Raw genomic sequence first — 17,123 nt, 5'->3', positions numbered from 1 at the left:
CGATCTGGAACAAGCCCCCGATCCACTGGACCGCCGCCATGAACCAGTTCGCGATACTGTTCGGTGACCGCATCGAGCGGGCAGTACCTTGATCACTGCCCTGCACACAAAAAATCGGACACCCCCCTTCTTTCTTCACGCGCCGAGCAAAAAGCTCGGGCGTCGGACAAAATTTCACCATCGATCGAGTTCGGAACTCGGCGGGCCGAGCAAAAAGCTCCGGCATCGGACAAATTTTCATCAACGGCCGAGCTCCGGGCTCGGCGGCCCGAGCAAAAAGCTCCGGCGCCGGACAAAATTTCACCAATGGCCGAGCTCCGGACTCGGCGGACCGGTCCTGCGCCCTGCCCCCTCAGCGCCGCGCCAGGCGGCGCGCGTTGGCGACCGCCTTGCGCCGCACCGGCGCCAGGCCGCGGGACAGCACGCGCTCCCAGTCCGCCCCGGCCCGCAGCGCCTGCGTGGCCGACCACGGCGTGCCCGACAGGCAGGCCAGCAGGAATCGCTGCTGCGCCAGCGCGGCCTCGACCCACATCGCCATCCAGCCCTGGGCGAAGGCGGTCTGCTTCTCCAGCACCATCCCGGTGAACTCGCGGCGGTCGCGCGCCGACGGCGTCGCGCCCGCCGCGGCCATCCGCGCCAGCCGGTGCGCGACGACCTGCGGTGCGGCGATGCCCAGCTCGACCAGCTGGCTGGCCGATCCGCGGCGTGGACGGCGCGGGCGGTTCATGGGTGCGTTCCTGCGATTGGCGTAGGCGGAGCCTAGGCTGCGCGCCGGCGGCGCGGCGTGAAGTGCCTGGAAAGTGCACTCTGACCCCGGTTCTGGATGACGATGGCCCCGGCACTGAAAGGCAGCGCGAGAACAAGGGCGGGCAGAAGCAGCCGGATCACATGCGGTTCCCGTAAATGACCTACTCCCGATAGCCGGACCCGAAGTGCGGGCTATGCAGCTTATCCGCGACATGCCATTGCGAGAAGGCTACGCATCGCCCTCGCGCACGGACGGGTCCCGCACGCGCCTGCTCCGGTACGGCAACACGAACAGGTACAGGCCGCTGGGCACCAGCAGGGCCAGCGGCGGCAGCGGCGAGTAGGTGATCCACGGCGGCGTCGGCCCGAACGCCATCGCCACGAAGTTGGCGACCACCGCCAGCACGAACAGGATCGAGACCCAGCGGTGCAGCTGCCGGATGGCGTGCGCGAAGTTCATGCCGCACCCCGCGGCTGGATCATCTTCCAGCCGTTGCCGGACGGGTCGCGGAAGCCCGCGTCCACCGTGCCGTAGCGGTCGATCGGCTCCTGGGTGAACTCCACCCCGGCCGCGCTCATGCGCGCGTAGGCGGCGCGGCAGTCGGCCACGGTCAGCACCAGCGGCGGCATCGCGCCCTTGGCCACCAGCGCCTGCGCCGCCTGCGCGGTGGCGGCATCGAGCACCGGCGGGCCGGGCAGGAACAGGCCGAGCTGGAACGACGGCTGCTGCGGGTGCTGCACCGTCAACCAGCGGTAGCCGCCATTGCCCACGTCCGTGTGCACCCGGAAGCCGAGCTTGTCCGCGTAGAACGACAGCGCTTCTTCCTGGTCACGCACGTACAGCCCCACCACGCCCACGCCTTCCATCACGCCACCTCGTCGGATTTGATGGCCGACGTTGTACCGCCCACGCGCCGCCGGCGCTTCTCCGAAACTGCGGACTCGAGGTCCGGCCGCTGCGCGGCGCCCAGCACGCATCCCGGCACCCGCCCGGGGGCCTGCACCGCCGCGCGTGCGTCCAGGCGCAACTGCCCCGGGTGCGCCCCGGTGACCTCGCGGAACACCCGCCCGAACGTGCCCAGGCTGCTCCAGCCGGTGCGGAAGGCGATGTCGGACACCGGCAGCCCGGTCTCGCGCAGGAGCGCGCAGGCGTGCTCGATCCGGCGGGTCAGCAGGTAGCGGTGCGGCGGCAGCCCGAAGGCCTGCTTGAACGCCCGCGCGAAGTGCGCCGGCGACAAGGCGCTCACCTCGGCCAGACGGCTGACCGGCCAGTCCTCGTGCGAGGCGGCATCCATGCGGTCCTTGGCCCGGAGGAGGCGGCGCAGCAGTTTGGGGTCCTGGGGCATGCGGGTGTCGACGCGCGTCGTTGGATGGTGGCCGAGCGCGAGCATACGGCACGGGTGGGTCACCGTTTCGACGCCGGAACTGCGCCCCTACCCCTGTTTCAGATCTTCGGTTGCTCGGCCGTGAGTGTCAGCTTGATCGATGTGTAGAACGGATCCGGCCAAACCCCCTCGAAGCCCGAGGCCACAAGCTCCTTATGCACGCATCGCGCCAGAGGCGTCTCCCCTTCGCGCCAACTGCGGGCAACTGTGCCCTCGGCATTCAACCGGAACACCAGCGTGAACACCTTCAGATCCATGCCCGGCTGCGCGCAGGCACCCAGCGCCGACGCCAAGGCATCCCCCTGGGATTGCAACAATTGATTGCGCATACCCGAGGACAGGTTTGCTTCGTTGGCATCGGCAAGCGCCTTGGCCTCTTCGAACCTGACCGGGTCCGCGACAGCCAGCGAAGCCGCCAGAAGCATCAGCTTGAGCATTGCGAGCACCTCTTGGGTCCGATGCAAGTGGAAAGTTCACTCCAATCCCCGGCATCTTCCACTCATCTTGCGGAGCGTGCTTCGGTATAGCCTTCCCAGAAGCCGCTTATCGCCGACGGAAGCGCCGCGGAGAGAAACAGGGTGATGGCGGCGCAGAGCATCAGGTTGCGATGGCTCTTTCGGTAGCCGACCACCAGCAGGATCAGACCAGCGACGAACAGTGCGACCTCGAGGAAGTACATGACATCTCCTTTGTCAGGTTTGTTGCGTCATGGCAGACGGGAGGGGTCCACCAGCCAGGAGGCCAACAACAGAAGGGCGCCCGAGAAGGCCAAGGCTATGCCGCTAACATCGCGAGCCGGCCGCTCCGCAAGCGCGAATGTGGCGACCATCTGCGGCCGCTGGTACGCATACGCCAGCAGGCCGGCGCCAAGCGCGGCCAAGCCGTTGTCCAGCTCCCAACCCTTCGCCACGAAGACGATGGCGTTGAACACGGCCCAGATGCCAAACAGCACGGCGACGACGCGAAGGAAGCTCTTCTTCATGATCGAATCCTTTCGTTCCTGGCATGCCCGCGGCGGCATGGGACCTGCTGAATCTTAGCGCGCCTGGCCCGCCTGCCACACGGCTGTCCACTGCGTTCAAGGGGATGACGAGCCGATGCACCGATTCGAGCGGGGAAGTGAAGCTGCAATCCGACCACTATTCCGGAATCCGCCTTCTGACTCTGCTCCGTAAGTGAACCTGACCCCGCTCTCCCCGTTTCCTAGCTAATCGCGCTACTAAGCGACGGAGCCCGTAGAACTGCAGATTCAACGACAAGCGATTGGTCATCACCCAGATGCCTACGAGCTCTAAGCTCACTATGGACCCATTCCAATATTTCTTTGCCGACACGTTGCGCGGGTGGCAATGGAATGTTTGGAGAGCGCAACGAGGCCGTTGGTGCGAGCTCTAAGCTTCGACCGAACTGCTTGTGCAACGCCTGCCGCTTATCATTGAAGCGCGTCACAACATGATTGTGCTCCCTTCTGGCCACCTCATCGACAAGCTGTGCAGCGCTGGTTTCGTCGATCCCACAAACGGCAGCCACATGCGCAGGCTCGACGAAATAGGATTCCAGATCGCATAGATCTGTCACGAAAACCGAGACGTTCGATAGCGCCGAGAACTTCTGATGTATGCCAGATCGAACCTCGTCGTCTGTCATAAAGTCTCTGTCTCGGTGCACCAAGATTCGAACATTAGGATGATGAGCCGCGCAGAATGATGCCAATAGCGCCACGGAGCGAAGCTCGGTGCAACCGTGGAAGCTCATCACGATCGAGTTTGCTCTCTGGATTCCTGAGTTCTGCAAAAGGATATGCAGAGGGTGATTTTCGTCCGTTTCTGCTAGCTTGTCCTCCCCCAGAACAAGCCAATCCTTATCGCGCAAACTCAGTGTGTCGTACTTGTCGACGGCACCCAGATCAACAAGCAACGCGGAAAGGTCCGGATCTGTCCCGACCAGCGCACCATCTTTCAAGTGAAAACTTGCGACATCATTGGTGTTGTGCACCGCCTGCAGCACATGGCGGGAGTGTGTTGCAAGCACAATTTGCAACCCCTCATCCTTCGACAATAGATCAAGAGCCTCAACCAACTTAACTTGATTGTTCGGGTGCAAGTGTGCGTCGGGTTCATCGAGGAGAAGAAGTGTTGGCTGGTAGAAGCTCGCATACCCGATAATCTGGATCGCCTGCAACGTACCTGTTCCCACCATGTCTAGTGGTCGACGCACACCGTGCTTCTCGTACTCGATAGGGATGTGTTCGTGTCGATTCTCGTCAAATGTGTCGGCATGAATCCGAAGCCCCGGGAACAGATGCTCTATCCGCGCTTCGAACTTTGCCTTCTTAACTGGATCTCTGTAGAGGCGATGCAGAACGTTGCGCAGGTAAAGGTTGGCATCCCCACGGACAGCACCACGGTCCACCACAAGCCTACCTTGGTAGGTTTCTCGGCTTGGAATTCCTGCAAGTCCCGGCTCATAGACGCTGAATGGCCTCTCAGAACTGGAGATTGCGGCGCCCAGCCCGTGAGTTAGCTCACCTGGTGCAACAGTGCTAATGGTGCTGTTTCTACCTCGGCGCAGCGTGACTGAGAAGGACGCGGTTACGCCGCCGTTGTCGACTTCGAAGACCACAGAAACGGGCGCACCAGACTCAGAAAGGCGTTCGCGATGCTTAAGGTCTAGAAATAGGTCCGTAGGTGCATATCGGAGCTTCTCGGGGGCGAAATTCGCTGCACCTTCTGCCTTAGGGATCATCTGAGCAACACACCCTGACACTGCATTTGCAGGACTTTCGGTGCCAGCGCCATTTCAGACGACCATTTTTGCTGTTTTCAGGCCGATTTCGGCCGTTTTCTCCCTGTTCTGGCGGGTTTCCCCGCCATCCAGGCGCAACTATCCCGTAGAAGGCAGCAGATCCTTTCGTGCCATCCACAGGTTCGACAGCGCGAACAGGGTCAGCACCTGCGCGGTGTTCTTGGCCAGCCCGCGATAGCGCACCTTGGCGTAGCCGAACTGGCGCTTCACCACCCGGAACGGATGCTCCACCTTGGCACGCAGGCTGGCCTTGCAGTGCTCCCACCGCTCGGCATACCTGCGTTCGCGCTTGTTCTTCATCGCCTTGATCGTCGACGGCTTCTCCGCGATCAGGAAGCCGGCAACGACGTGCTGCATCTCTTCGCGCTTGTCCGCACCGGTGTAGCCGCTATCGCCGCAGATCGTCTCTTCCTTGCCGTGCAGCAGCTTGTGCACCTGGGTCACGTCACCCACGTTGGCCGCCGTGCACTCCACGTGGTGCACCAGCCCGGACTCATCGTCAACGCCAATGTGCGCCTTCATCCCGAAGTACCACTGGTTGCCTTTCTTCGTCTGGTGCATCTCCGGGTCACGCTCGCCGTCCTTGTTCTTGGTCGAGCTGGGCGCAGCAATGATCGTGGCATCCACGATCGTACCCGCGCGCAGGCTCTGGCCCTTCCGGGCAAGGTGCGCGTTCACGCGTTCCAGGATCTTCGGGGCCAGATCGTGCTTCTCCAGCAAGCGCCGGAAGTTGAGGATCGTCGTCTCGTCGGGGATGTTGTCCAAACCGCTGAGGCGGGCAAAGCGGCGCATCACCGCCGTGTCGTACAGCGCTTCCTCCATGGCCGGGTCGCTCAGCGCGTACCACTGCTGCAGGAAGTGGATGCGCAGCATCGTCGCCAGCGCGTACGGCTGCCGACCAGGACGGCCCAGCTTCGGGTAGTGGGGCTCGATCAGCTTCAGCAGCGCGTTCCACGGCACCACCTGCTCCATCTCGCCCAGGAAGATCTCCTTGCGGGTCCGCTTGCGCTTGCTCATCCCCTCGGCGTCTCCGAACGTCAGCTGCATCGATCGTCAGTCCTGTTGCGTTGCGCTATTGTCGCCCAGTCGGGGGAGTTGTTCAGACCTTCCTTAGCTGTCTGGGCCAACGCAACGGCTACGTGAATGGCCTGAAGAGCACAGCTCATCCCCGCATTATTTCCGCCAGCGAGAAGATTTATTCGATCAAGGTCGAGCCGTAACTCGTCAATTGCCTTGAACTTGCGAATGGTGATTGCTCGGACGCTCAAAACGACCTCCCCAGGCCGCTTGTGAAAAAAGGTCAGGTTTCGCACCTGACCTTTTTGATCAACTCACTTTTACCCGCACTTGCTATACCCACAATTCAAGCAAGTTGCGCACCCATCCATGATCACCAGCGCCTTGGTGCTGCACTTGTGGCACATGGTGGCGCTGGGCGGGAAGCTGGTGCCGTCGCCGGTGACGGCGATGTCCTCGGTGCCGGCGCTCGCGGCAGCCGGCGCCGCGGTCACGTCACTGTTTTTTTTTGAGCGCTCTTCGAACTGCTTGCGCTTCTCGGCGATCAGGGCCTTCTGGTGGGCGCTCATCTCCGGGTCGTGGATCAGGCCGATGGACTTCATGTGCTCCTCGACCACGGCGCCGATCTCGGCGACCAGCGAGGGCATGTAGACGCCGCCGGCCTTGAAGTAGCCGCCGCGCGGGTCGAACACGGCCTTCATCTCCTCCACCAGGAAGGTGACGTCGCCGCCCTTGCGGAACACGGCCGACATGATCCGGGTCAGGCCGACGATCCACTGGAAGTGGTCCATCGACTTGGAGTTGATGAACACCTCGAACGGGCGGCGCAGCTCGTGCTCGGTGCCGGCGTTGAGGACGATGTCGTTGATGGTCACGTACATGGCGTGCTCGACCATCGGCGACTTGATCTTGTAGGTGCTGCCGATCAGGACTTCCGGGCGCTCGATGCGCTCGTGCATGTGGATGATGTTGTCCTTGGCCGCCTCGGCCTCCATCACGGCCCGGTCGACCGGCGCGGCGACCACCGGCGGCGCGGCTTCGCGCGCCTTCTCTTCGGCGGTGACCACGGCGTAACCCTTGATTTTCTTGTCGATCTTGACGGCCATCTTGCGTGTCCTGTGTGCGTTGCGTGGGAGCGGCGACGGCGCCGCCACCGTCCCTCCCCGTCACGGGGAGGGACGTCTTGCGTGGGTGGTGCTTACTTCTTTACGGCTTTCTTCGCGGGCGCCTTCTTGGCCGGTGCGCGCTTGGCGGCGGCTTTTTTCGGCGCGGCTTTCTTCATCGCCTTCTTGGCCGGGGCCTTCTTGGCGGGTGCCTTCTTCACGGCCTTCTTGGTCGCGGCCTTCTTCGCCGGCGCCTTCTTCACTGCCTTCTTCGCCGCGGCCTTCTTCGCCGGAGCCTTCTTGGCAGCCGCCTTCTTCGGAGCCGCCTTCTTGGCGGCAGCCTTCTTGGCGGGCTTCTTCTTGCCCAGCTTCTTGCGCAGGGCCTCGGCCTCGGCGGTGGCGGCGTCCTTGGCGGCGGTCAGCTTCTTCTTGGCCGTGGACATGGTCTTGCTCACGGCCTTGCCGACCTTGGCGGTCCGCTTCTTGACCGCCTTGCTGACCTTGGCGGTTTCCTTCTTCACCGCCTTGGTGGCCTTGGTCGCGGTCTTGCTCGCGGCCTTGCGCGCCTTCGTGGCGGCCTTCTTCGCCTTCTTCACCGTGTTGCTGGTGGTGGTGGCGATCGCGGTGCCGACCTCGGACGCGGTTTCCTTGACGCTTTCGGCGGCCTCGGACAGGGTCGCCGTCACACCATTGCCATTGCTCATGGAGCCCTCCTGGGGGCGCTCTTGGTTTGTGGTAATCGGGGACACGCTAGCTTTCCGGGCGCCATGCAGCGGTGAAGCGGTCGCGGCGGGCGCCCGGAAACAGCGCGCGCCGCGGCCTTCAAGCCTCAGAACTTGCCGTAATACCCTTCCTTGAGGGCGTCGAAGAGGTTGGCGGCGGTGTGGGTCTCGCCGTCGTACTCGATCTCCTCGTTGCCCTTGACCTCCAGGATCGAGCCGTCCTCCAGCTCGAAGCGGTAGGTGGTGTTCTCCAGGTCCTTCTCCTTGACCAGCACGCCCTGGAAGGCGGCCGGGTTGAAGCGGAACGTGGTGCAACCCTTCAGGCCCTGCTCGTAGGCGTAGCGGTAGATGTCCTTGAAGTCCTCGTACGGGTAGTCCGTGGGGACGTTCGCGGTCTTGGAGATCGAGCTGTCCACCCACTTCTGCGCGGCGGCCTGGACGTCGACGTGCTCCTTGGGGGAGATGTCGTCGGCGGCGATGAAGTAGTCCGGCAGCTTGGCGTCGGCCTCTTCGGCGAACGGCATCGCCTTGGCGTTGACCAGGTGGCGGTAGGCCAGCAGCTCGTAGCTGTAGACGTCCACCTTCTCCTTGGACTTCTTGCCCTCGCGGATGACATTGCGGCTGTAGTGGTGCGCGAACGACGGCTCGATGCCGTTGGAGGCGTTGTTGGCCAGCGACAGCGAGATGGTGCCGGTCGGGGCGATCGAGCTGTGGTGGGTGAAGCGCGAACCGACCTCGGCCAGCTCGTCCACCAGCTCCGGCGCCACCGACGCGATCCGCTGCATGTAGCGGCTGTAGCGGGCGTGCAGCACCTTGCCCGGGATCTCCTGGCCGACGCGCCAGCCGTCCTTCGCCATTTCCGGGCGCTGGCGCAGCATCTGCGCGGTGACCTCGAAGCGCTCCTCCATGATCGGCGCCGGGCCCTTCTCGATGGCCAGCGACAGGCCCACTTCCCAGCCGGCCACGGCCATGTCGCGGGCGATCTGCTCGGTGAAGCCCAGGCTCTCGGGCGAGCCGTACTTCATCTTGAGCATGGTCAGGGTGCTGCCCAGGCCGAGGAAGCCCATGCCATGGCGGCGCTTGCGCATGATCTCGTCGCGCTGCTGCTGAAGCGGCAGGCCGTTGACTTCGACCACGTTGTCGAGCATGCGGGTGAACACGCGCACGACTTCCTTGTATTCCTCCCAGTCGAAGCGCGCCTTGTCGGTGAACGCGTCGCGCACGAAGGTGGTCAGGTTGACCGAGCCGAGCAGGCAGGCGCCGTACGGCGGCAGCGGCTGCTCGCCGCAGGGGTTGGTGGCGCGGATGTTCTCGCACCACCAGTTGTTGTTCATCTCGTTGACCTTGTCGATCAGGATGAAGCCCGGCTCGGCGTAGTCGTAGGTGGAGACCATGATCATGTCCCACAGGTGGCGGGCGCGGATGTGCCCGTACACCTTGCAGGCCACCAGGCCGTCGTCGCGGGTGATGTAGTTCTCGTGGGTCGGCCAGTCGCGCCAGACCACCTTGTCGGCGTCGGCCAGGTCGATGTCGCCCTCTTCCTTGCGGCTGACCGGGAACACCAGCGGCCAGTCGCTGTCGTCGGCCACGGCCTTCATGAAGCCGTCGGTGATCAGCAGCGACAGGTTGAACTGGCGCAGGCGGCCGTCCTCGCGCTTGGCGCGGATGAAGTCCTTCACGTCCGGATGGCTGACGTCGAACGTGCCCATCTGCGCGCCGCGGCGGCCGCCGGCGCTGGAGACGGTGAAGCACATCTTGTCGTAGATATCCATGAAGGACATCGGGCCGGAGGTGTAGGCGCCGGCGCCGGCGACGAACGCGCCGCGCGGGCGCAGCGTGCTGAATTCGTAGCCGATGCCGCAGCCGGCCTTCAGGGTCAGGCCGGCCTCGTGGACCTTGTCCAGGATCCCGTCCATCGAGTCGGTGATGGTGCCCGAGACGGTGCAGTTGATCGTGCTGGTGGCCGGCTTGTGCTCCAGCGCCCCGGCATTGGAGGTGATGCGGCCGGCCGGGATCGCCCCGCGGCGCAGCGCCCACAGGAAGCGCTCGTACCAGTAGGCCTTCTTCTCGTCGGTCTGCTCGGCGTCGGCCAGGGCGCGGGCCACGCGCTGGTAGGTGCCGTCGATGTCCGCGTCCAGGGGCACGCCCTGCTTGGTCTTCAGGCGGTACTTCTTGTCCCAGATGTCCTGGGAGGCGGGCTGCAGCGGGATCTCGCCGCTCGTCTTGGTGTTGTCCTGGACCACTTCGAGGCGCACCGTGCTCATGCTGGTTGTTTCTCCTTTACCGCACCTGGATTCGTACTTCCGGGGCCGGACGGGAGCGGGGACGGCAACGCCGGCGGGTCGCGTGGATGCGCGCCGCTCGCCGGGTCAGACGGTGGTGTTCCAGCGGCCGGAAAGGCCGCTACCTGCTGTCTTTTGCTGCCGCATCCGCTCGCCACCCCCCGGCGATTTGACCTTGCGAGGCGTGTTCAGGGAAACACCATCGCTTGGGCCTGGATTCCGTCGCACCGCTACATCTTGTGGCGCAACAGGCCGTCAAGCTACGCCCGGTCCATTACAGTGTCAACCACTTGCGTGACCGGGTTTGCAGTGTTCCAGCGGGGTGGGCGCGAGGGCCGTGGAAAGGCCGGGCGGAGCGGCAGCCAGGCCCTGCAGACGCTACTTCACCGGCTGTTAAAACCGGCCGCAGCAGACTCGTTCAGGTTCATGAGAACCCCCCGCCAAACCCCCTGCCCGTCGAGGAATCCGGCCCGATGCGTCCCGCTGCCACCCTGCTCGCCCTGACCTGCGCCGCCGCCTTCGGCGGCTTCGCCGCCACCGCGTTGGACGGACTGCTGGACAACCGCGCCGAGGCGAACCCGGCGCCGGCCCCGGTGGCCCCGCTCGCGCCGGCTCCGGCGCCGCTGCCGCTGCCGGCGGCCGCCGCGGCGCTGCCGGCGGCGATCGACGGCCAGGCCCTGCCCTCGCTGGCGCCGATGCTCAAGCAGGTGATGCCGGCGGTGGTGAGCGTGCACACCAAGCAGCGGGTGAAGGTGCGCAACCCGTTCTTCGACGACCCGATGTTCCGGCGCCTGTTCCCGCAGGTGCCGCAGGAGCGGATCAACGAGTCGCTGGGCTCGGGCGTGATCATCGACGCCGCCCGCGGCTACGTGCTGACCAACCACCACGTGATCGAGGGCGCCGACGATGTCTCGGTGACCCTGGCCGACGGCCGCACCCTCAAGGCCGAGTTCCTCGGCTCGGACCGCGACACCGACGTGGCCCTGATCCGGATCCCGGCCGAGAACCTGGCCGGCCTGCCGCTGGGCGACAGCGGCCGGCTGCAGGTGGGCGACTACGTGGTGGCCATCGGCAACCCGTTCGGCCTCAACCAGACGGTGACCTCGGGAATTGTGTCGGCGGTGGGCCGCAGCGGCATCCGCGGGCTGGGCTACCAGAACTTCATCCAGACCGACGCCTCGATCAACCCGGGCAACTCCGGCGGCGCGCTGGTCAACCTGCGCGGCGAGCTGGTCGGCATCAACACCGCCAGCCTCAACCCGCAGGGCAGCATGGCCGGCAACATCGGCCTGGGCCTGGCGATCCCGTCCAACCTGGCCCGCGACGTGGTCCAGCAGCTGGTGACCACCGGCGAGGTGCGCCGCGGCACCCTGGGCATCGACGCCCAGGCGCTGGACGCGCGCCTGGCGCGCAGCCTGGGCCTGGCCGAGGGCCAGCAGGGCGCGCTGGTGACCCAGGTGTACGCCGGTTCGGGCGCGGCGGCGGCGGGCATCCGGCCGGGCGACGTGATCATCGGCGCCGGCGACCAGCGCATCGCCGACCCGTTCGCGCTGCACAACTTCGAAGGCCTGCAGCCGGTCGGCGAGCGGGTGCCGCTGCAGGTGCTGCGCGACGGCAAGACCCTGACCCTCAGCGCGACCCTGCGCGAGCAGCCGCGCGCGCTCGATGGCGGCGCGGTGGATCCGCGCCTGGCCGGCGCGCGCCTGGCCGAGCTGCCCGAAGCCCAGCGCCAGGCGCGCGGCCGCGGCGGCGTGCTGGTGGAGGACGTGCAGCCGGGCAGCCGCGCCGCGCGCAACCAGTTGCGCCCGGGCGACGTGATCGTGGCCACCACCGCCGGCCCGGTCGCCGACCTGCCGGCGCTGCGTTCGAGCCTGGCGCAGGCGCCGCAGCAGTTGGTCCTGCTGGTCACCCGCGGTAACGTGCAGGGCCGGCTGCTGATGCAGTGAGGCGGCGCCGCGGGGCCGTCGGCCGGAGCGGTCGGCCGGTATTTGCGTTGGAGCCGTAACGGGACCTACACCGGGCCCGTGGTTCCATGGCCACGTCACGCCATACCGGCGTCGCCCCCCACCGCACGTCTATCGCACGTCCACGAGGAGAACCCCGATGACCCCGACCTCCACCGAGAACATGAAAGAGAACCTGGCCGAAGCCGGTTCGCACCTGAAGGCCGCCGCCGGCGCCGCCGGCGAGGCGATCAAGGGGGCCGGCAGCGCCGCCGGCGACGAGCTGCGCCTGGGCCGTGCCAACGTCAAGGCCGAACTGGCCGACAGCGCGTTGGCCGGGCTGGCCGCGGCCGAACTCGGTGGCGATGCCGCGCGCGAGCAGATGGACGCGCTGATGGACAAGGGCCGCGACCTGATCGACAGCGCCTCGGAGCTGATCCGCGAGCGTCCGCTGGCCTCGTTCGGCGTGGCCTTCGCCGCGGGCTGGCTGGTCGCCGCGCTGACCCGCCGCGACCGCTGATCCGGTCGTCGCGGCGATGAGCGAAGGGGAACGCCCGGGCCCGCCCGGCGGCGCGGGTGCGCCGCCGCTGGACGAGACCCTGCGCACGATCGGCGAGGCCGGCAAGGCCTCGCTGGGCGCCACCCGCGATTCGCTGCGCGCGCTGCGCGCGCTGGTCTCGGCCGACCTGGCCCTGGCCCGCAGCGCGCTGGGCCGCGGCATCGCCTGGGCCGGGGTGGCGATCGTGTTCGGCGCCTCGGCCTGGCTGCTGGCCACCGCCGCGGGGGTGGCGCTGATGCAGCGCTTCGGCCTGTCGTGGCTGGCCTCGCTGAGCATCGCGGCGGTGTTCAACCTGTGCATCACCGCGCTGGCGGCGTGGCGCACTTCGCGCTTCTTCGACTACATGGGCCTGCACGCCACCCGCCGCCAGCTCAGCCGCATGGGTCTGTTCGACGAGCACGGCGACGACCTTGATGAGCCGCCGGGCGACGCCGGCAGCGGCACCGGCATCGGAGATGACCCGGCGCCGCGCGCCGACGCGGTCGCCGCCTCGGTGACCACCGCGGCCACGCCTGCGCAGGAGCCGCCGCGATGAGGTTCGAAGTGCTGCGGCAGCGGGTCGAGCGCGCCGAAACGCGGGTGGAGTCGTGCATGGACCGCGCGTACTCGCACCGGCAGGTATTCCGCGAGGCCTGGCGCCGCGGCTGGACGCCGGGGCGGATCGTGGTCGCCGGCCTGCTGTCGGGGTTCCTGGTCGGCCGCGCCGAACCACTGTCCAAGGTGGGCGGTGCGCGCTGGCTGCAGATGCTGGGCACGGTCTCGACCATGCTCGCCTCGCTGCGCGCGGCCGCCGCGTCAGAAGAGGCGGGCGAGGCGGCCGATGCCGCCGCCGATGTCGCCGCCGAAGCCGCGGTCCAGTCCGGTGCGGCCGGACCGGTGCCGGCCGCGGGTACCGCGCCCGCGGCGACAGTCGCCGCGCCCGGCGATGGGCAGCGGGTGCGGGCACCGTCGCCGGCCGAAGCGGCCACCGAAGTTTCCGAACGCTGATCCTTCCCTCCCACGCGTTGCCGGCCGGCGGTTCCGGCCGCTCGACCGAGCCCGCGCCGCATGACCGAGTCCACGCCCCTGCCGCCTGCCGCCGAGCCGGTCGAACCGCTGCCGGTCCCGATCGACGCGCACCTGCCGCGGCCGCGGCCGCGCGCCTCCACCGCGCTGGTGGTGCTGGCCACGCTGGCGGTGGGGTTCACCCTGTGGGCGGCGCAGGACGTGATCCTGCCGGTGCTGCTGGCGGCGTTCTTCGCCCTGATCGGCAACCCGTTGATCCGGCTGCTGCGGCGCCTGTACGTGCCGCGCTTCCTGGCCGCGGTGCTGGTGCTGGTCGCCGGGCTCGCCGGCGCCGGTGCCCTGGCGGTGCAGCTGGCCGCGCCGGCGGCCGAATGGGCCGAGCAGGCGCCACGCGAGGCGCGCAAGCTCGGCCGCCAGCTGCAGGACCTGACCCGGCCTATGCACGAGGCCAACCGCATCGCCGAGGACATGGCGCGCGCGGCCGCCGGCGAAACCAACCGCAAGGTCGAAGTGGTGCGCACCCGGGTCGACGACCCGTACGCGGCGCTGACCCGCACCCCGCAGATGGCCGCCTCGGTGCTGGCGGTGGTGCTGCTGACGTTCTTCTTCATGGTCTATGGCGAGAACCTGCAGCGCAACGCGATCGCGCTGCTGCCCGGGCGCCAGCAGAAGAAGTTCACGGTGGAGATCCTGCACGGCATCGAGCGCGAGGTCTCGCGCTACGTGCTGACCATCAGCCTGATCAACGCGGTGGTCGGCCTGGCCTTCGCCGGAATCCTCTACCTGCTGGATTTCCAGGCGCAGGAGGCGCTGCTGTGGGGCACGGCGGTGATGCTGCTCAACTATGCCCCATACGTGGGGCCGCTGATCGGCATGTGCATGATGCTGCTGGTCGGCTTCGTCGCCTTCGACGACACCTGGCGTTCGCTGCTGCCGGCGCTGGCGTACCTGGTGCTGCACACGATCGAGGGGCAGATCGTCACCCCGATCGTGCTCGGGCGGCGGATGGCGCTGTCGCCGCTGGTGCTGATCCTGGCGCTGATGCTGTTCGGGTGGATGTGGGGGATCATCGGCCTGCTGCTGTCGGTGCCGCTGCTGGTCTGCGTGAAGCTGGTGCTGGAGCACGTGGAAGGCATGGGCGGCTGGGCGCGGCTGCTCGAGTGAGCGCGCCAGCTCCGTAGAGCGGACCCTGCCCCGCTGCTCCCCGCACCGTAGAGCGGGGCTTGCCCCGCTGCTCCCTCGCGCCCCACGTAGAGCGGGGCTTGCCCCGCTGCGCCGCTTGCGCCCCCAAAGCAGCCGGGCAAGCCCGGCTCTACGTCCGTGGCCTGGTTGGACGCAACGTCGCGGCCGGGCGGGCCCGGCTCTACAATGCCCCGGTGAGCTTCACCGTCCGCGCCATCACCCTCGACCTCGACGACACCCTGTGGCCGTTCGCGCCGATCGGCGCGCGCATCGACCAGGTGCTGCACGACTGGATGCTCGAGCACAGCCCGGCCACCGCGGCGATGTACCCGGTGGCGGCGATGCGCGAACTGCGCGAGCGCTCCTTCCGCGAGCACCCGCACCTGCACCACGACCTCTCGGCGCTGCGCCGGCTGACCCTGCGCGAGGCGCTGGAGGCCAGCGGCGCGTCGCTGGACCTGCTCGAACCGGCCTACGAGGCGTTCTACGCCGCGCGCAACCAGGTCGAGTACTACCCCGACGCGCTCGACGGCCTGGCCCGGATCGCCGCGCGGGTGCCGGTAGCGGCGCTCAGCAACGGCAACGCCGACCTGGAGCGGGTCGGCATCGCCCACCTGTTCGCGTTCCAGCTCGGCGCGCGCGAGCACGGCGCGGCCAAGCCGCAGGCCAGCATCTTCCACGCCGCCTGCGCGCGGCTGGGCTGCGGCCACGGCGAGGTGCTGCACGTGGGCGACCACATCGAGATGGACGTGGCTGGCGCCGCGCGCGCCGGGCTGCGCAGCTGCTGGATCAACCGCGAGGACCGCACCTGGCAGCACGAGGAGATCGTGCCCGACCTGCAGTTCACCACCCTCACCGCGCTGGCCGACTGGCTGGACGCGCACATGCCCGATCGCCCCACCGCGCCGACTGCCGCCGCCGGCGCCCCGGCGCGGGCCGACAACCGAGACCACGCCACATGAACCACAACGCCCATTACGCCGACCCCGGCAGTTCCGCGCTGCCGCTGCACCTGCTCGACCGCGACGGCTACGGCGCCTGGCGCTCGGCGCAGCCGGCGGCGGTGTCGGCGTGGCTGGATGCGCAGGAGTTCCAACCCGCGCCGGGCTCGGTGGCGCTGCTGCCGGGCGAGGGCGGCATCGCCGGGGCGATCGTCGGCATCGGCGATCCGCTGGATCCGTGGAGCTACGCGCATGCGCCGACCGCGCTGCCGTCCGGCGCCTGGGCGCCGGCGGCCGACCTGGCTCCGGAACAACGCGCGGCGCTGCAGCTGGGCTGGGGCCTGGGCAGCTACCGCTTCGAGCGCTACAAGAACCCGCCGCGCGCGCCGGCGCGGCTGCGCCTGCCGCAACTCGATGGCGAAGCGCTGGACGTGCTGCTGGCGACCATGCGCGTGCGCGACTGGGTCAACACGCCGACCCAGGACATGGGCCCGCAGCACCTGGAAGCGATCGCCCGCGAGCTGGCCGCCGAACACGGCGCGCATGTCGAGGTGGTCGCCGGCGAATCGCTGCTGGCGCACAACTTCCCGGCGATCCATGCGGTCGGCCGCGCCTCGCACCGCGCGCCGCGGCTGATCGAGCTGCGCTGGGGCGACCCCTCGCACCCGCACGTGGTGCTGGTCGGCAAGGGCGTGTGCTTCGACACCGGCGGGCTGGACATCAAGCCGGCCGACGGCATGCGCAACATGAAGAAGGACATGGGTGGCGCCGCGCACGCGCTGGCGCTGGCCGCGCTGGTGATGTCGCGCAAGCTGCCGGTGCGGCTGAGCCTGCTGGTGCCGGCGGTGGAGAACGCGATCGGCCCGGACGCGTTCCGCCCGGGCGAGGTGATCGCCACCCGCGCCGGGGTCAGCGTGGAGATCGACAACACCGACGCCGAGGGCCGGGTGATCCTGTGCGACGCCCTCACCTATGCCGGCGAACAGAAGCCGGCGTTGATCGTCGATTTCGCCACCCTCACCGGCGCGGCGCGGATCGCGCTGGGCCCGGACCTGCCGGCGCTGTTCGCCAACGATGACGCGCTGGCGGCCGATTGGATCGCCAGCGGCGAGCGGACCCGCGATCCGGTGTGGCGCATGCCGCTGTGGCGCCCGTACCTGCGCTACCTGACCAGCAATGTCGCCGACCTCGCCAACGCCGGCTCGCGCATGGCCGGCGCGGTGACCGCGGCGCTGTACCTGGAGCGGTTCGTGCCCGGTGGCACGCCGTGGGCGCACCTGGACACCTACGCCTGGAACGACAGCAGCCGCCCCGGCCGTCCTGCCGGCGGCGAAGCACTGGGGCTGCGCTCGGCCTGGGCATTGCTGAAGGCGCGCTACGGGTAGGGCGGGGATCACCCGATCCGGCGTAGTTCCTGTGTGGGAGCCGATTC

General features: G+C 67.8%; 20 protein-coding genes. 7 read left to right on the top strand and 13 right to left on the bottom strand.

Annotated elements, in window-relative coordinates; genetic code table 11:
- The 13 genes from CSC66_RS17645 to CSC66_RS15330 form a co-directional block, all read right to left on the bottom strand.
- The coding region (locus CSC66_RS17645; RefSeq protein WP_238394419.1) for a hypothetical protein at window positions 1-241 on the bottom strand (241 nt) is incomplete at its 3' end.
- 111 nt (window positions 242-352) lie between these two features.
- Entirely contained in the window at window positions 353-727 is a 375-nt protein-coding gene (locus CSC66_RS15385; RefSeq protein ID WP_162378297.1) for a polyhydroxyalkanoate granule-associated phasin, read from the bottom strand.
- A gap of 249 nt (window positions 728-976) precedes the next feature.
- On the bottom strand, window positions 977-1,207 hold the full coding sequence (locus CSC66_RS15380) for a hypothetical protein (protein ID WP_162378296.1): 231 nt from the start codon (window positions 1,205-1,207) through the stop codon (window positions 977-979).
- A complete protein-coding gene (locus tag CSC66_RS15375) occupies window positions 1,204-1,614 on the bottom strand; it encodes a VOC family protein (protein WP_202935670.1) in 411 nt (136 codons plus the stop codon). The genes CSC66_RS15380 and CSC66_RS15375 overlap by 4 nt, the downstream gene beginning before the upstream one ends.
- On the bottom strand, window positions 1,614-2,093 hold the full coding sequence (locus CSC66_RS15370; RefSeq protein WP_162378294.1) for a helix-turn-helix transcriptional regulator: 480 nt from the start codon (window positions 2,091-2,093) through the stop codon (window positions 1,614-1,616). The genes CSC66_RS15375 and CSC66_RS15370 overlap by 1 nt, the downstream gene beginning before the upstream one ends.
- A 98-nt stretch (window positions 2,094-2,191) precedes the next feature.
- Window positions 2,192-2,569: a hypothetical protein gene (locus CSC66_RS15365; protein WP_162378293.1), complete on the bottom strand. Its 378-nt coding sequence runs from the start codon at window positions 2,567-2,569 to the stop codon at window positions 2,192-2,194.
- Window positions 2,570-2,631: 62 nt separating this feature from the next.
- Window positions 2,632-2,811 carry a hypothetical protein gene (locus tag CSC66_RS15360; RefSeq protein ID WP_162378292.1) on the bottom strand — a complete coding sequence of 60 codons (180 nt, stop codon included), beginning with the start codon at window positions 2,809-2,811 and terminating at the stop codon, window positions 2,632-2,634.
- 27 nt (window positions 2,812-2,838) lie between these two features.
- Window positions 2,839-3,114, bottom strand: coding sequence for a hypothetical protein (locus tag CSC66_RS15355; protein WP_162378291.1), 276 nt, complete (start codon window positions 3,112-3,114; stop codon window positions 2,839-2,841).
- Window positions 3,115-3,335: 221 nt separating this feature from the next.
- Window positions 3,336-4,877, bottom strand: coding sequence for an AAA family ATPase (locus CSC66_RS15350; protein ID WP_162378290.1), 1,542 nt, complete (start codon window positions 4,875-4,877; stop codon window positions 3,336-3,338).
- A 138-nt stretch (window positions 4,878-5,015) separates the two neighbouring features.
- Window positions 5,016-5,984 carry an IS5 family transposase gene (locus CSC66_RS15345; RefSeq protein WP_162378289.1) on the bottom strand — a complete coding sequence of 323 codons (969 nt, stop codon included), beginning with the start codon at window positions 5,982-5,984 and terminating at the stop codon, window positions 5,016-5,018.
- Window positions 5,985-6,274: 290 nt separating this feature from the next.
- Window positions 6,275-7,060, bottom strand: a complete 786-nt coding sequence (locus CSC66_RS15340) for a TSCPD domain-containing protein (RefSeq protein ID WP_162378288.1) — start codon at window positions 7,058-7,060, stop codon at window positions 6,275-6,277.
- Between the two features lie 92 nt (window positions 7,061-7,152).
- Window positions 7,153-7,761 carry a hypothetical protein gene (locus tag CSC66_RS15335; protein ID WP_162378287.1) on the bottom strand — a complete coding sequence of 203 codons (609 nt, stop codon included), beginning with the start codon at window positions 7,759-7,761 and terminating at the stop codon, window positions 7,153-7,155.
- Window positions 7,762-7,886: 125 nt separating this feature from the next.
- Window positions 7,887-10,043 (bottom strand): adenosylcobalamin-dependent ribonucleoside-diphosphate reductase, encoded by a 2,157-nt coding sequence (locus CSC66_RS15330; protein WP_162378286.1) that lies wholly within the window; start codon window positions 10,041-10,043, stop codon window positions 7,887-7,889.
- A 491-nt stretch (window positions 10,044-10,534) separates the two neighbouring features.
- Between CSC66_RS15330 and CSC66_RS15325 the strand changes: the two genes are divergently transcribed.
- The 7 genes from CSC66_RS15325 to CSC66_RS15295 all read left to right on the top strand — a co-directional run bounded on the left by CSC66_RS15325 (window position 10,535) and on the right by CSC66_RS15295 (window position 17,076).
- Window positions 10,535-12,007, top strand: a complete 1,473-nt coding sequence (locus CSC66_RS15325) for a Do family serine endopeptidase (RefSeq protein ID WP_162378285.1) — start codon at window positions 10,535-10,537, stop codon at window positions 12,005-12,007.
- A gap of 157 nt (window positions 12,008-12,164) precedes the next feature.
- Window positions 12,165-12,524, top strand: coding sequence for a hypothetical protein (locus CSC66_RS15320; protein ID WP_162378284.1), 360 nt, complete (start codon window positions 12,165-12,167; stop codon window positions 12,522-12,524).
- A 16-nt stretch (window positions 12,525-12,540) separates the two neighbouring features.
- Window positions 12,541-13,098 carry a phage holin family protein gene (locus CSC66_RS15315; RefSeq protein ID WP_238394418.1) on the top strand — a complete coding sequence of 186 codons (558 nt, stop codon included), beginning with the start codon at window positions 12,541-12,543 and terminating at the stop codon, window positions 13,096-13,098.
- Window positions 13,095-13,550, top strand: a complete 456-nt coding sequence (locus CSC66_RS15310) for a hypothetical protein (RefSeq protein ID WP_162378283.1) — start codon at window positions 13,095-13,097, stop codon at window positions 13,548-13,550. The genes CSC66_RS15315 and CSC66_RS15310 overlap by 4 nt, the downstream gene beginning before the upstream one ends.
- A 60-nt stretch (window positions 13,551-13,610) precedes the next feature.
- Window positions 13,611-14,732 (top strand): AI-2E family transporter, encoded by a 1,122-nt coding sequence (locus tag CSC66_RS15305; RefSeq protein ID WP_162378282.1) that lies wholly within the window; start codon window positions 13,611-13,613, stop codon window positions 14,730-14,732.
- A gap of 212 nt (window positions 14,733-14,944) precedes the next feature.
- Window positions 14,945-15,712, top strand: a complete 768-nt coding sequence (locus CSC66_RS15300; protein ID WP_162378281.1) for an HAD family hydrolase — start codon at window positions 14,945-14,947, stop codon at window positions 15,710-15,712.
- Window positions 15,709-17,076, top strand: a complete 1,368-nt coding sequence (locus tag CSC66_RS15295; protein WP_162378280.1) for a leucyl aminopeptidase family protein — start codon at window positions 15,709-15,711, stop codon at window positions 17,074-17,076. The genes CSC66_RS15300 and CSC66_RS15295 overlap by 4 nt, the downstream gene beginning before the upstream one ends.
- The last annotated feature ends 47 nt before the right edge of the window (window positions 17,077-17,123 follow it).

The sequence above is a fragment of the Pseudoxanthomonas kaohsiungensis genome (genome assembly GCF_010211765.1).
In the GTDB taxonomy this organism is placed as follows: Bacteria; Pseudomonadota; Gammaproteobacteria; order Xanthomonadales; family Xanthomonadaceae; genus Pseudoxanthomonas; species Pseudoxanthomonas kaohsiungensis.
The sequence above is the reverse complement of the archived record's forward strand: the minus strand, read 5'-3'. Positions and strand labels throughout refer to the sequence as shown.